We start from the raw sequence: 13,324 nt of genomic DNA, 5'->3' as shown, positions 1-13,324 counted from the left end.
CTTATTCGCGCGTGACGCGCAACACTTCTTCCAGAGAGGTGACGCCTTCGGTCACCAAACGGTCGCCGTCCTCGCGCATGACCTTCATGCCGTTCTTGGCCGCGGCCTCGAACAACTGGGCCTCGGAGGCCTTGGCATGGATCAAGGCGCGGATGTTGTCGTCGGCCACCAGCAGTTCGTACACGCCGGTGCGGCCCTTGTAGCCGGTCATGCCGCAAGCAGCGCAACCCACGGGATGCCAGCGGTGGTATTCGTCTTCGCGCTTGCAATGCACGCACAACTTGCGCACCAGGCGCTGCGCCATCACGCCCAGCAAGCTGGAGCTGAGCAGGAAGGGCTCGATGCCCATGTCGGTCAAACGCGTGACGGCGCTGGCCGCGTCGTTGGTGTGCAAGGTGGCCAGCACCAAGTGACCCGTCAGCGAGGCCTGCACGGCGATCTGCGCGGTTTCAAAGTCGCGGATTTCACCGATCATGATGACGTCAGGGTCTTGCCGCAGGATGGCGCGCAGGGCCTTCGCGAAGGTCAGATCGATGCGGGCGTTGACCTGCGTCTGGCCGATGCCATGCAATTCGTATTCAACCGGGTCTTCCACCGTCAGCACATTGGTGGTGGTGGCATCGAGCGTGCTCAGGCCCGCATACAGCGTGGTCGTTTTACCCGAGCCCGTGGGGCCCGTGACCAGCACGATGCCGTGCGGCTGGCGCAGCAGGCGCTTGAAGCGGTCCAGCGACTCGCCGCTCATGCCCAGCGATTCAAGCGTGAACTTGTTGGCGTCGCCCTTGTCCAGCAGCCGCAACACGGCGCGTTCGCCATGGGCCGATGGCAAGGTCGAGACCCGCACATCCACCGCGCGGCCACCGATGCGCAGGGAGATGCGGCCGTCTTGCGGCATGCGCTTCTCTGAAATATCCAGCTCGGCCATGATCTTCAGGCGCGAGATCAGCGCGGCATGCAGGGCCTTGTTGGGCTGCACCACTTCACGCAGCGTGCCGTCAACGCGAAAGCGCACGGCCGAGCTGCGTTCATACGGTTCGATGTGGATGTCGGAGGCGCCATCCTTGGCCGCTTGCGTCAACAAAGCGTTCAGCATGCGAATGATGGGCGCGTCGTTCGAGGCTTCGAGCAAGTCCTCGACCGCCGGCAGGTCCTGCATCATGCGCGACAGGTCAACGGCGTTTTCCACCTCGCCCACCACGGCGGCGGCACTGCCCTCGCCACCCGCGTAGGCCACGGCAATGCGTTGCCCCAACGACTCGGCGGGCTCACGCTCCAGGGAGTCGATCACGAACAGGCGCATCACCTCGGACAAGGCCGAGCGCGACACCTGCTCGCTGGCCCACAAGGTGGCGCGGTCGCCATCGCTTTCCAGCAGCAGGCTGTGCGCCTTGGCAAAGGCGTAGGGCAAGGGATGGCGAACGGCCATGGCTCAGTTCTCCACGCCGCTGGCGGCGGGCTTGACTGGCGTGAGCTTCGGCGCAAAGCCAGAGTCGGCGGGCATCACCACCGTGGGTGCGGGCGCGTTGGGGTCGTCCAGCGGTTGCCTCACCGAAGGCATGGTCAGTTGGTTGGACAGCTTGAGCGGGTCGAGCACCGGCGCTTCGTTGATGCGCAACAAGGTGCTGTGAGCCGGCGCGCTCTCGATCTGCTTGTTGCGCATGTAGTCGTAGCGGTCCAGGGTGAAGGCGTTGGCGGACTCCTGGGTGCGCATCACGATGGGCCGCAAGAACACCATCAGATTGGTCTTCTTGCGCGCACGCTGCTGGCTCTTGAACAAGTTGCCAATGTAAGGAATGCTTCCAAGCAGAGGCACCTGGCTGTTGCTGTCTTGGTAATCATCTTTCAGCAGCCCACCCAACACCAGCACCTGGCCATCGTCAATCACCACGGTGGTTTCGATGGAGCTCTTGGTGGTGGTCGGACCCGAACCCGTATCAGCCCCCGGCTTAACGCTGGAGTCCTCCTGGAACACCGTCATGCGCACGGTGCCGCCTTCGCCCACTTGAGGCCTGACCCGCAAAGTCAAACCGACGTCCTTGCGATCAACGGTCTGGAAGGGATTGACGGTGCCACTGGAGCTGGTTTGCGCGTTCGAATAAGAGCCTGTCACGAAAGGCACGTTCTCGCCCACCACAATCTTGGCCTCTTCGTTGTCCAGCGCCACCATGTTGGGCGTGGACAAGACGTTGCCGCCCGCATTGGTCTCCAAAAATGTGGCCAAGGCCCCCAGGCTGTATTGCCCATTGCCGATCGCGCGGGCCAGGCCCACGGTGAAACCAGATGGCAAGACCAAGCTTTTGGTCGCCCCACTCACCACAGACGACAGCGTCTGAGAGCCCAGGCTGGTTCCGGCCCCAAGCAGGGTGTTGTCACCCCCGCCCACCTTGGTGCCACCCGCCCAATTGACGCCCATCTGAGCGGCTTTTTCCACATCAACCTTGACGATCATGGACTCGATGTAGATCTGCGCCCGGCGCCCATCCAGTTGATCGACCACGGCGCGCAGCTGCCTGTACAGCGCATCGGTCGCGGTGATGATGAGCGAGTTGGTGCTGGGATCAGCCTGGATGAAGCCCCCGGTCGAAGGCGAAGCCGAACCTGCCACTGGCGTGGTGGATTGGGCGGAGGCCGTGCCACCTGAGCTGCCGCTTTGGTTGTTGGCTGCGGCAGGCATGGGCGAAGCACTGGCCGAGCTGCCGCCGCTGGAGGATGAACCACCGCCCGACGAGCCCCCGGCACCCGGGAACGACGCCCGCAGCACCTGCGCCAGCTTCACGGCATCGGCGTTCTTCAAGTAGATGACGTGGATGCCACTGCCGCCCAGCCCGGCCGTGCCGGGTCGGTCCAGGCGCTGAATCAGGCTGCGCACCAGGGCCAGGCGCGCCGGATTGGGCGCGCGGACCATCAAGGTGTTGGTGCGCGGATCGGCCATGATCAAGGTGGACTGCCCACCGGCCACACCGGGGATGGTGGGGCCGCCACCGCCATCGGCCATGCGCTGAACCATGGGCGCCAGGTCAGCCGCAATCGCGTACTGCAAGGGCATGGCCTCCATGTCCGTCGACGACGGCACGTCCATTGCCGCGATCATCTGGCCGATGCGCTTGAGGTTGTCCGCGTAATCCGTGATCACCAGGGTGTTGGTGCCCGGATTGGCATTGATCGTGTTGTTGGGGCTGATCAGAGGCCGCAGCACCGTCACCAGGCTGTTGACGTTTTCGTACTGCAACCGAAAAATCTGCGTCAGGATCTGGTCGCCAGACCGCTTGACCGTGCTGCCCACCTCGACCGTGCCGGTTTGCAGCTTGGCGTCGGCTTCTGGCACCACCTTGAGCAGACCCGCCACCTCCACCATCGCAAAACCCTGCCCGCGCAAGGCCGCCAGGAAGTTCAGGTAAGCCTCGCGCGGTGTCAGCGGTTGCTCGCTGTACAGCGTGATGGTGCCCTTGACGCGCGGATCAACCAGGATCTGCTGATCGACGATGGCCGCCATGGCCCGCGCCACGCCTTCAATCTCGGCGTTGACGAAGTTGAGCGTGACCGTGGGGCCACCCTTCTTGACGGTAGCGGCCTGCGCCGCGCCCGCCACCGAAGGCATCAGACAAGCCGGACCAAAGGTGAAGGCCAAAGCCGTGGCCAGCGCAACCGCGCGGGGACGAGACAATAGAGGATGGGTCGTCATGACTTATCCGATCGAAATTACGGAGCGGTCGCCCATGCGGCGACCGATGATGTTCAAAAAACTGTCGAGCGCGCCGCGCTCGCTTTCATTGGCCCGCGCTTCACCCCGGAAGCGCAAACCATTCAAACCCATTTGCCCCTGCCCGGACAACTGCAAGGCACCGTCCAAGGTCATGAGCGATAAATTCACACGCCCCTGCGGGTCACCCAGCAAATCAACCCGGTAGGACCCCAGCCGATCCAGGGTGGTGACGCTGGAAGATACGTCGGTGAAATCGAACTGCGCCTGACCCTCGAAACGCATGCGACCGTGGACCCATTCGACCACCAGGGCGTTGCTGCTCAAGCGCACCACACCGCCCAGTTGCAAGGTGTTCCAGGGGGTGCCCAAGCCGGTCAACCAGGCCGCAGGCCAATGGCCAATCGGCCCCGTGGACGACACAGGCACAGAAGGGCTGGACTGGCTGAACACGGCCACCCGCACCCGCCCAAAGCCTGGCTGCACCTGGATCACCACCGGTGTGGGCACACAACAGTCTTGCTGCAAGGTCAGACTCACGCCCGTCCAGCCTGGACGCAGCTTCCAGTTCAAACGGCCCGGCAAAGCCCGGGCGTCACGGCTGCCGGGACCGCCGGTCAGCACCACCACGGCATCACCACTCCACACGGTACCCTGCGATTCGGCCAACAACAAGCGACCGTCGCTCATCACCACCACCCCTTGGGCCAGCCAACTGGCCGGGGCGTACAAGATGAAGCCCAGCAAGGCCCCCAACACCGCGCCCCACCAACCCCAGCGCCGCCCGGCCTTGCGCATGTTTTCCCAACGCGCCACTTCCAGCGTGGATTCCATCCAACGGGTGGTCGCGGCCATGCCGCCAGACCACCAGGCGGCGGGGGATTTCAGGTTGGAGAGGATCGACATGCCCGGTGTGTTCCTGCTCAGCGAGGCGAGGCCTGCCCAGGGGCCAGGCCCAGCACCACGGTGCCCGAATAATGCCCGGGTTCCGACTGCGCCAGATTGGCCTCCAAAGGCCGCGCTCGGGCGGCCACGCGAACCTCGGCCATCCAGTCGGCCAATGATGCGCCGAGCACCTTGTTGAATTCGACCGTGGCCCGGTCACCCTGGACGCTCATTCTGGCCGCTGCCCCCAAACGTTCAGTGGCCGCCTTCAAGGCGGCTTCAGCCTGAACGGGCGGCACCGGCGGCTGCTGGCGCAAAGCCTGAGCCTCCTCCGCCATGGCCCGCATGCGGGCCACCTGGGTGCTGATTTCGCGCAATTGCGTGGGCGTTTGCTGCATGCTTTTCAAGGCAGGGCGGATGAAAACCAGCACCACCACGGCCAGCAACAGCAAAGCGGCCGCCGCCTGCGCCATCTGGCGTTCACGCGGGGCCATCGCGGCCCAACGCGCGAGCCCCTGCTGACGCAGGACGTTGAAGGAGGTGGCTTCTGATTCAGTGCTCATAGGTCGGTGTCAATGGCGATCGGCTCAACTGCGCGAGCCGCGGCGCACGGTCAGGCGGCCTTCGGCCACCTCCACCTGGGCGCCCGTGGCCGACAGCTTGCTGCGGAACTGGTCGATGTCCGACGGGCCCCAGGCCGGTGGCGGCGCCAGGGTCAGGCTGGTGCCGTCGTATTGCAGGTTGGTGGACGGCGTCTCGTTGGGCCAGGCGCTGGCCACCAGGGACATCAGGCCTTCCAGGTCGTTGTCACCAGGCTGCCCCGCGATCGCGCGCAAGGCTTCGGTTTCGCGCTGCATCTGCACGGCCGGGTCCAGGATCACCTGAACCTGCGGATGGGCCTGCTTCAGGATCGTGGTCATCTCGGCCTTCTTGAGCTTGAGCTGGCGCTCTTGCTGCCAGGCCCACAGGTTCAAACCCACGACCTGGGCCACCACCAAAGCCGCCATGCCCACCCGCACCGGGCGCCATTGCGGGCTCAGGAACTGGCGCCAGCGGTCAGACACCGCGTTGAAGCCTTTGCTGTTGGGGGTGAGGTCAAATTGCAACAGGTTCCACAGCGAGCGATTGGCTTGCAGCAAATGCTCGGACTGGGTTTGCACCGTCACGGCCTGGCCCAACCAGCGTTCGGCCGGCGAGGCCACCTGCGGTGTGGCAAAAAAGCGGGTTTGCGGCGGCAAGGCTTCGGGCACCAGGGCGCGCGACAAGCCGCCCGTCAAGGGCCAACTGGCCACACCGTCCAGGGTTGACCAGGTCAGGACGATTTCCAGGCCCCGATCGGGCGCGGCGCCACTGCCAGCTTCATGAACTTCATGGAAATACCCGGTGGCGGGCTCATCGGGCCACACGGCCGGGGCCACGCGGTCGACGCGCAACTTGGCTTTTTCAAGCAGCATCAACTGGCTGGTCAACCAAGTCAGGTCGCAGGCTGCGATCCAGGCGGGTTGACCGGTCTTGGCCGCAGGGGCCAGGGCCAGGTGCATGTCCTCGGGGTCGGTCAGCATGGCGTCTTCCAACATGCTGGCCAGCGCGGCACGCAGGCGCGCGGCGGGGGCCTTGGGCACCGTCAGGCGGTGCCAGCTGATGTCGGTAGGCGCCAACACCGCGACCACCGTGTCAGCGCGCGGCACCATGGACAAGGCACAGCGCCCCTGCCGGGACACCGTCTGCCCATCGGCGCTGAGCACGTAGGCGTACTCCTTGGTCGCCTGGGCCGCGGACGAGGTCGGCTCCGCCACGGCCAAGTCGGCATTCAGGCGCGAACGCGCAGGTAGTTGAAGGATGAGGATGCTCATGCCCAGCAGTCAAAGGGGTCGAAAAAGGAAGCACACATCAAGGGTAGATGCCTTGGCATTGTAGGAGGCGCGAAATAAGGCACGTTTAAGGATAGATACTGTCTTGTCAGTTGCCAGGATCAACGCCCGAAAAGCGCTCCTGATTCATCACAGTCACTTCGACCTGCCTGTTCTGGCCCTCGCGCTTGACCAGGTGCCGGTTCTTCATGATCTGATTTTCAAGCCGCAACATGCTGGTCACCTCGAAATATTTGGAGGTCAATTCGATGGCATCGGCAGGGATGGGCACGGTGGGCACCTGCTTCTGGGCATCGGCCAAATCTTCAAAATAGTGGTTTTGCCGAGACTGCACGATGCGCTGGGCCGTGGCTGTGTCAATGCCCCACACCGCCGCGATGACTTCCTTGGGCGCGGTATTGACATTGATGGCCGTGATGCCGCCCTGCGGCACGTTAAGGTAAGGCAACAAGGCCACATAGGGGCGCATGCGCTCGACCGTGTCCGCGCCCAGCTTGGGCAAAAGCCAGGTCAATTGATCCAGCCGCTGGGGCATTAACGGCGAGGCAGCCCGGCCAGAAGCCCCTCCTAACGCGCCAAAGGACTGCGTTGTGTCCATGGCCGCCAGGGTGGCTTTTCTCAAGGCTTCCGCAATCTGCAGTGCCAAATCTGGCGGCAAGTTGATGTTGGTGAGCAAGTCTCGCAGCACCTTGACCTGCTGCGGATCCACATCCACCAGGCCAGGGTTGGGGCTGATCAGCAACAGATTGCGCAGGTTGTAGCGCGCGTTGACGTCCAGCACCTTGCCCGACAGGAAGGCGTCAGGGGCATCATCGGTGTTGTCCTTGTCCACGGCCAGGAAGGTGGACAGGCGCATTTCCTTCAGATCCTGGGCCCACTGCTGCGCCAGATGGGTCGGCTCTGGCTGCCCCCCCGTCTGCATGCGGCGCCCGTCGTCCTTCAACACCAGGCGCGCGAAGTCTAGGGCGCCCACCAGCAGCCACTCGGATTGCTGGCGACCGCGCTCGGCCGACTCCACCTGCACCGCACGCCATTGCTGCCACACCATCGACGAGGCGATCGTGGCCACCACGGTCACGATGACCATGGCCATCAACAAGGCCGCGCCGCGTTGTCGCACAGGCAGTTTCGAAGGCTTGGAATGCTTCATGTCATCGCCTCAATGCGCGGCCAGGAAGGTGTCGCGCGTGGCCACGCCCTCAAAGCCGCTGGCAGGCCCCAAGGTCAGGATTGACCGCACCGCCACAGGCAGTTGGTTGTTGCCCGTGGACTGCGGATTGGTGGGGGTGAGGCTGCCCCCGCTCACCCCAATGTAGAAATACATCTGCCATTGCAGGGCGCCTTTGAGCATGGTCAAGGTGCCCGGCTCGGTGCCCTTCAACTGATTGGCTTGCGCCCACTGGGCCTCCAGCTCACCCACCGTGGTCACCGGCGGGCCGGCCCAACGCTCCCAGCGCCCATCGCGCACGCTCCAGGCCACCACCTGCACGCCACCCGGCGCCTGCCGAGTCAAGCGCAGGTAACTGCCATTGAACAAAAACGACCTTTGCCCCTGAATGGCCCCGGTGTTCAAGGTCGGGATGTCGATCACCGAGTCCATGTCGGCATCCCATTGGGTCATCACCGATTGCAAACGCAGGGTGCGCTTGAGCTTGCCCTCTGCCACTTCGCGGGCCCGGCTGATGCTGTCCATGCCCTTGAAGGCCGTGGCCGCCATGACCGACAGGATCACCAGGGCCACCAACACTTCAATAAGCGTGAAGCCCACGCTTGAGAGAGGGCGCTTCATGGCTTGGGCAGCACGGTGATCACCTTGACCACCGACTGCCCCTCCTCGTCCAGCACCTGCACCTCGACCCGCCGAAAGTTGTTGGCATTGACGGTGGGCCGCACCGCCTGCTTGCCCCTGAACTCACGCCCCAGCTGCTGGCACTTGAATTCGCTGTCGCCCACGTCCGGGAAGGTGGTGCTCGCCTTCAGAGCGAACAACTGGTTTTGAACACACCACTGTGCCACGGTCAGATCAGCCACGCGCTGAGCATTCAATGTCAAGCCACCCGCGGCCTTGATGCCGGCCGACAGGGTGATCGCCACAATCGCCAGGGCCACCAGCACTTCGATCAGCGTCATGCCGACCATGGAGCGCTCATCAAACTGGCGCACGATTGCCCCCCCCGTCATCGGCTTGCGCTGGCTCACCCGTGATCACGTCGAAAGGATTGAGCCCATCGGTGCCAATGATGATCTGCCGATCTTCCAGCCGCAAGATGATGCTTTGGGCGCCGATCACGGGCTCGGGGCCCAGCACAATGCTTTTCTTCATGCCGATGCCGATGCCGCCATTCACCACCTCGGCCTTGATCTCGCGCGCATCCCATTTCAAAGGGGGCATGAAAGCCTCGGGCAAACCAATGAATTGGTAGTCGTCGCCCTTGCCATTGGGCTCGGGCACCCAGCGGATGGTCATGGCCCCGGCACGCGCCTGCACCCGCGCTGACTCCAGGATGGCGGTCAGGCGGGCGGCTTCGCGCTCCAGGCGGGTGGACGAGGGATCGGGCACAGCGAAAGCCACGACGGCCGTGGTGATCGCGATCAACGCGACCACGACCATGAGTTCGAGCAGCGTGAAGCCGCGCGCGGATTGGGGCCGGGAGGGCAACTTACTGCCAGGATCCGATGTCGGCATCCCTGCCTTCACCACCGCTTTGGCCGTCGGCGCCAAAACTGAAAACGTCGACCGTGCCCTTCACGCCCGGATTGACATATTGATAGTTCGCGCCCCAGGGGTCATTGGGCAGCTTTTCAAGGTAAGGCTTCCAGTTGGACGGGACAGGTGCGGCCGTGGGCTTGGCCACCAGGGCTGCCAGGCCTTGCTCGCCCGTGGGGTAGCGCTGGTTGTCCAGGCGGTACAGCTTGAGGGCCTGCATCAGGTTGCTCACGTCGGTTTTGGCCGCCGTGACGCGGGCATCGTCGGCGCGCTCCAGCACATTGGGCACGATCAGGGCGGCCAGCAGGCCGATGATCACCAGCACGACCATCAGTTCGATCAGGGTGAAGCCCCGCGACAGGGCCCGGGCCGCGCCCCGGAGGTGGTGCTGAGTGGGTCGGGCAAACATCTTCATGCGGAGATCCGTGTGGTGACTTGACTGAGAGATAAGAGCCCGGAACGCCGGAGAGGTTCCCCAACGCGGACGAGGTCGCAAGCATGCCCGAGCTTGAGGCGCATCCTATGCGGGATCAACCCGAGGTCTGGGGCCCTGTTTTCACGCTTCCGAGCGATCAACAGGGATGATAATGGCCGCCATATGGCATCTCGCATCCTCGCCCTCCTCATTTGGGCCGCCGTCGCGGCCAGCCTGGCCTATTGGGGCCTGCGCTGGCTGGGGCAGCCCACGGCCGTCCCGGCCAACGCCACCGCGGTGTCCCTGGACAACGCAGCCCGTGGCGACATGCGCAAACTGCTGACCAGCCCTGCGGCCGCGGCGCCCCCCGGGCAACCCGACCCCACCACCGCGTCCATGTTGGCCGAACGCATCAAGCTGTTGGGTGTGGTGGCCCCGCGTCATGAAGGCGACAAAGGCGGCTTGGCCTTGTTGTCCATTGACGGCAAACCTGCCCGCGCCGTGCGCGCCGGCGCTTCGGTCGATGGCGACATGGTCTTGCTGAGCGTCAACCAGCGTGGTGCCGAGATCGGGCCTGCCGCCGGGCCTGCTGCCGTCAGGCTGGACCTGCCCTTGCTGCCAGCCGCTGCCACGGGCTCTTTGCCGCCACCCACAGGCTTCAACACTGGCGCCCCTGCGCCACAGCAAATGCCCGGCGCCCGGCCTGACATCAACTCGGGCATGGCCGGCACCCCTGAAGGCATGCCCATGCCATCGCCAGACCAACCCCCGATGGACAACGTGCCCCGGCCGATTCGCCCGGGCGGCAACCGCCCGCTCTGACGCGCCCTTCGTTCAGCGCAGAAACAAGCGGTACACCGGGTTGCGCGTCTCGTCGGCGTAGACATACCCCAGCGCATCCAGCAAGGGCTTGATGGCCTTGGTGTCCTGCTTGGGCACCTGCAAACCCACCAGGATCCGGCCAAAATCGGCGCCCTGGTTGCGGTAATGGAACAGGCTGATGTTCCAGCCCGGCGGCAAGCTGGTCAGGAACCTCATCAAGGCGCCCGGCCGCTCCGGAAACTCAAAGCGGAACAGGCGCTCACCTTCGGCGAGGCCGGAGCGCCCGCCCACCATGTGGCGGATGTGCGTCTTGGCCAATTCATCTTGCGTCAGGTCGACCGCGGCAAAGCCCTGCGATTCGAACTCCTGCGCCAGGCGGCCTGATTCGCCCTTGCCTTTGACGCTGACGCCCAGAAAGACATGCGCTTTGTGCTCGTCCGAGATGCGGTAGTTGAACTCGGTCACGCTGCGTGGGCCGATCAGCTCGCAAAACCGCTTGAACGAACCGCGCTCTTCGGGGATGGTGACGGCCAGCAAAGCTTCGCGTTGCTCGCCCACCTCGGCCCGCTCGGCCACGAAGCGCAGGCGGTCGAAGTTCATGTTCGCGCCGCAGTTGATGGCCACATAGGTGCGCCCCTGGCCGCCGTGGCGTGCCACGTATTGCTTGAGGCCCGCCACGCCCATCGCGCCCGAGGGTTCGACGATGGAGCGGGTGTCCTGGTAGATGTCCTTGATGGCCGCACAGACCTCGTCGGTGCTCACCACCACGAACTCGTCGACCAGCTCACGGACCAAGCGCAGGGTTTCTTCGCCCACCAGCTTGACCGCCGTGCCGTCGGCGAACAGGCCCACGTCGGCCAGGGTGATGCGCTTGCCGGCCTTGACCGAGCGGGCCATGGCGTCGGAATCATTGGTCTGCACGCCGATGACCTTGATCTCCGGGCGCACTGCCTTGATGTAGGCGGCCACGCCGCTGATCAAACCACCGCCGCCGATGGCCACGAACACCGCGTCGATCGGGCCCGAGTGCTGGCGCAGGATCTCCATGGCGACCGTGCCCTGGCCCGCGATCACGTCCGGATCATCAAAGGGGTGGACGAAGGTCAGGCCCTTTTTCTGCTCCAGCGCTTTGGCGTGCAGGGCGGCATCGGAGTAGCTTTCGCCATGCAGCACGATCTGGACCTTGTCGCCACCAAAGTGCGCCACGGCGTCGATCTTGACTTGGGGCGTGGTCACCGGCATCACGATGATGGCCTGGCAACCCAGACGCCGCGCCCCCATGGCCACGCCCTGCGCGTGATTCCCGGCCGACGCACAGATCACGCCCTTGGCCAGCGCCTTGGGGCTGAGCTTGGCCATCTTGTTGTAGGCGCCGCGCAGCTTGAAGCTGAACACCGGCTGTTTGTCCTCGCGCTTGAGGAAGATGTGGTGCCCCAGGCGCAGCGACAGGCCACGAGCCTCGTCCAGCGGGCTTTCAATGGCCACGTCGTACACCCGGCTGGTCAGGATTTTCTGAAGGTAGTCCTGCACGCTCAAGGGCACTGCGGATTTTTTGGTGGCGGCGGGGCGCGCGGTGGACATCGTGGGGGCTCCGTGGGATAGCCCTACAGTCTAGGGCAATGCCCAAGCGCCTGGCCACCCCTCATCTCGCGGCGCCAGTAGGCCAGCTGGACTTGCCGACCACGGCGCACCTGCCGATCCAGACCGCCCGGCAGCAGTCGCGGCAAGCCCGTGCTGATCAATCGGGGCAACCAGGTCAGCACCGGATGCCAAGGCCAGGCCAGCGGCAGCCCCAGGTGGCGCATGCCCTCGCTGCCCACGAACCAGCGCACCAGGCTCAGATGCCGCGCTTTTTCAAAACGACCCCGCCAGGCGCTGGGCCAAGCGTGGTCCCGGCCCAGGGGCTCATCCATCAGGGCCCGGCCCAAGGCCACGCTGGTCTCATCGGGCGGGGCCTGGCTGATGAGGTTGCGGTAGAGCTGGACGCGGCCGCCCATCTCATCGCCGGCCAGCCAGGCCTCGTCCACCCCCATGAGCCAACCAATGTAGCGCCACAGGTGCATGACGGCGCGCGCGTCGGCCTGAGTCACCACGAAGCCCGTCGTTCGCAAGGCCAACAGTTGCACCACGCTGAAGGCCAGGTAGGTGGCCTGCATGTCGACCTGGTTGATGGGCAAGCCCCAGGCAGCCGCGTCCCAGGTGTCACGCTGGCACACGTTCTGGCGCAGCAGCGCGTGCATCACCCGCACATGCAAGGTGGTCTTCCAGCCTGCGCCTTGGCGTTGCAGGCCGCCATCGGCAGTGCAGTCCAGCCACCACGAGGTGGTCTCGGCCACGCGGCGGTGTGCGCCCCGGTTCAGGGCGCCAGTCTGCACCAACGTCTGGTTGATCGCCGAGGCCTGGTAGCCGGCCATCAGGCCCGCGTCTCGCAAGACCCGCATGCCATGCAAACCGGTGCTTTGCAAAAATCGTGCGCCTTGCGCCATCAAGGCAGGGTCCACCCAGGGCGGCGTGAGCTGCACATGCTCAATCAGGAGGCGCAAGGCTGGCGGCGTGTCGTCACCGTTCTCGCTCAAGCCGTGTTCAATGGCCCGATCCAGCCGGGCGCGGGCCGTGGTCATGCCCTCCTCGCGGAGCCATCGGGCCAGGTCGTCGGCCAAAGGGTCGCCTTGCCACAGCGCCGCACCCATCCTGTTCCAAGTGACTTCATCCGGCTCGCACGGCCCCGAGATGGTCAGCTTCAAGCGCGAGGCCATGCGTCGGGTGATGGCCAGGTCGGCGCCATGTCGGCTGGGCGTTTGAACGCAAGGGGCTTGGCGGGCAAGGGAGGGCGTTGACATCAGGAAGGCCTTCGAAGCAATGGCATTGACCCTGGATGCTGAACGAACAGCACCCTTGAGTCAGTGACTGCAGACGCCACCCAA

Annotated in this window: 13 protein-coding genes; 1 reads left to right on the top strand and 12 read right to left on the bottom strand. The window is 64.8% G+C overall.

What is annotated here, in order from left to right; translation table 11 throughout:
• Nucleotide 1: 1 nt before the first annotated feature.
• From gspE to gspG, 10 genes are all read right to left on the bottom strand, one after another.
• Entirely contained in the window at nt 2–1,426 is a 1,425-nt protein-coding gene (gene gspE, locus H7225_RS09420; RefSeq protein ID WP_290661157.1) for a type II secretion system ATPase GspE, read from the bottom strand.
• Between the two features lie 3 nt (nt 1,427–1,429).
• On the bottom strand, nt 1,430–3,682 hold the full coding sequence (gene gspD / locus H7225_RS09415; RefSeq protein ID WP_290661155.1) for a type II secretion system secretin GspD: 2,253 nt from the start codon (nt 3,680–3,682) through the stop codon (nt 1,430–1,432).
• Between the two features lie 3 nt (nt 3,683–3,685).
• Entirely contained in the window at nt 3,686–4,606 is a 921-nt protein-coding gene (gspN, locus tag H7225_RS09410) for a type II secretion system protein N (RefSeq protein ID WP_290661153.1), read from the bottom strand.
• A gap of 17 nt (nt 4,607–4,623) precedes the next feature.
• Nucleotides 4,624–5,148, bottom strand: a complete 525-nt coding sequence (gspM, locus tag H7225_RS09405) for a type II secretion system protein GspM (protein ID WP_290661151.1) — start codon at nt 5,146–5,148, stop codon at nt 4,624–4,626.
• A gap of 24 nt (nt 5,149–5,172) precedes the next feature.
• Nucleotides 5,173–6,438 (bottom strand): type II secretion system protein GspL, encoded by a 1,266-nt coding sequence (gspL, locus tag H7225_RS09400; RefSeq protein ID WP_290661149.1) that lies wholly within the window; start codon nt 6,436–6,438, stop codon nt 5,173–5,175.
• Nucleotides 6,439–6,544: 106 nt separating this feature from the next.
• Nucleotides 6,545–7,606 (bottom strand): type II secretion system minor pseudopilin GspK, encoded by a 1,062-nt coding sequence (gene gspK, locus H7225_RS09395; protein ID WP_290661147.1) that lies wholly within the window; start codon nt 7,604–7,606, stop codon nt 6,545–6,547.
• 9 nt (nt 7,607–7,615) lie between these two features.
• A complete protein-coding gene (locus H7225_RS09390) occupies nt 7,616–8,245 on the bottom strand; it encodes a prepilin-type N-terminal cleavage/methylation domain-containing protein (protein WP_290661145.1) in 630 nt (209 codons plus the stop codon).
• Entirely contained in the window at nt 8,242–8,595 is a 354-nt protein-coding gene (gene gspI, locus H7225_RS09385) for a type II secretion system minor pseudopilin GspI (protein ID WP_290661143.1), read from the bottom strand. Before gspI ends, H7225_RS09390 begins: the two co-directional genes overlap by 4 nt.
• Before the next feature lie 10 nt (nt 8,596–8,605).
• Nucleotides 8,606–9,142 carry a prepilin-type N-terminal cleavage/methylation domain-containing protein gene (locus H7225_RS09380; protein ID WP_290661141.1) on the bottom strand — a complete coding sequence of 179 codons (537 nt, stop codon included), beginning with the start codon at nt 9,140–9,142 and terminating at the stop codon, nt 8,606–8,608.
• Entirely contained in the window at nt 9,117–9,572 is a 456-nt protein-coding gene (gspG, locus tag H7225_RS09375; protein ID WP_290661191.1) for a type II secretion system major pseudopilin GspG, read from the bottom strand. The genes H7225_RS09380 and gspG overlap by 26 nt, the downstream gene beginning before the upstream one ends.
• Nucleotides 9,573–9,761: 189 nt before the next feature.
• Between gspG and H7225_RS09370 the strand changes: the two genes are divergently transcribed.
• Nucleotides 9,762–10,400, top strand: a complete 639-nt coding sequence (locus H7225_RS09370) for a hypothetical protein (RefSeq protein ID WP_290661139.1) — start codon at nt 9,762–9,764, stop codon at nt 10,398–10,400.
• Between the two features lie 12 nt (nt 10,401–10,412).
• Here the strand turns inward: H7225_RS09370 and ilvA are convergent, their stop codons facing one another.
• Together ilvA and H7225_RS09360 are read right to left on the bottom strand one after the other, a co-directional pair.
• Complete coding sequence (ilvA, locus tag H7225_RS09365; RefSeq protein ID WP_290661137.1) at nt 10,413–11,981, bottom strand: threonine ammonia-lyase, biosynthetic; 1,569 nt, start codon at nt 11,979–11,981, stop codon at nt 10,413–10,415.
• A gap of 23 nt (nt 11,982–12,004) precedes the next feature.
• Entirely contained in the window at nt 12,005–13,240 is a 1,236-nt protein-coding gene (locus tag H7225_RS09360) for an oxygenase MpaB family protein (protein ID WP_290661135.1), read from the bottom strand.
• Between the last annotated feature and the right edge of the window lie 84 nt (nt 13,241–13,324).

It is taken from the genome of Aquabacterium sp. (assembly GCF_014378415.1).
In the GTDB taxonomy this organism is placed as follows: domain Bacteria; phylum Pseudomonadota; class Gammaproteobacteria; order Burkholderiales; family Burkholderiaceae_C; genus Aquabacterium.
Note: the sequence above shows the minus strand (reverse complement) of the source record. Positions and strands in the feature narration are given on the sequence as shown.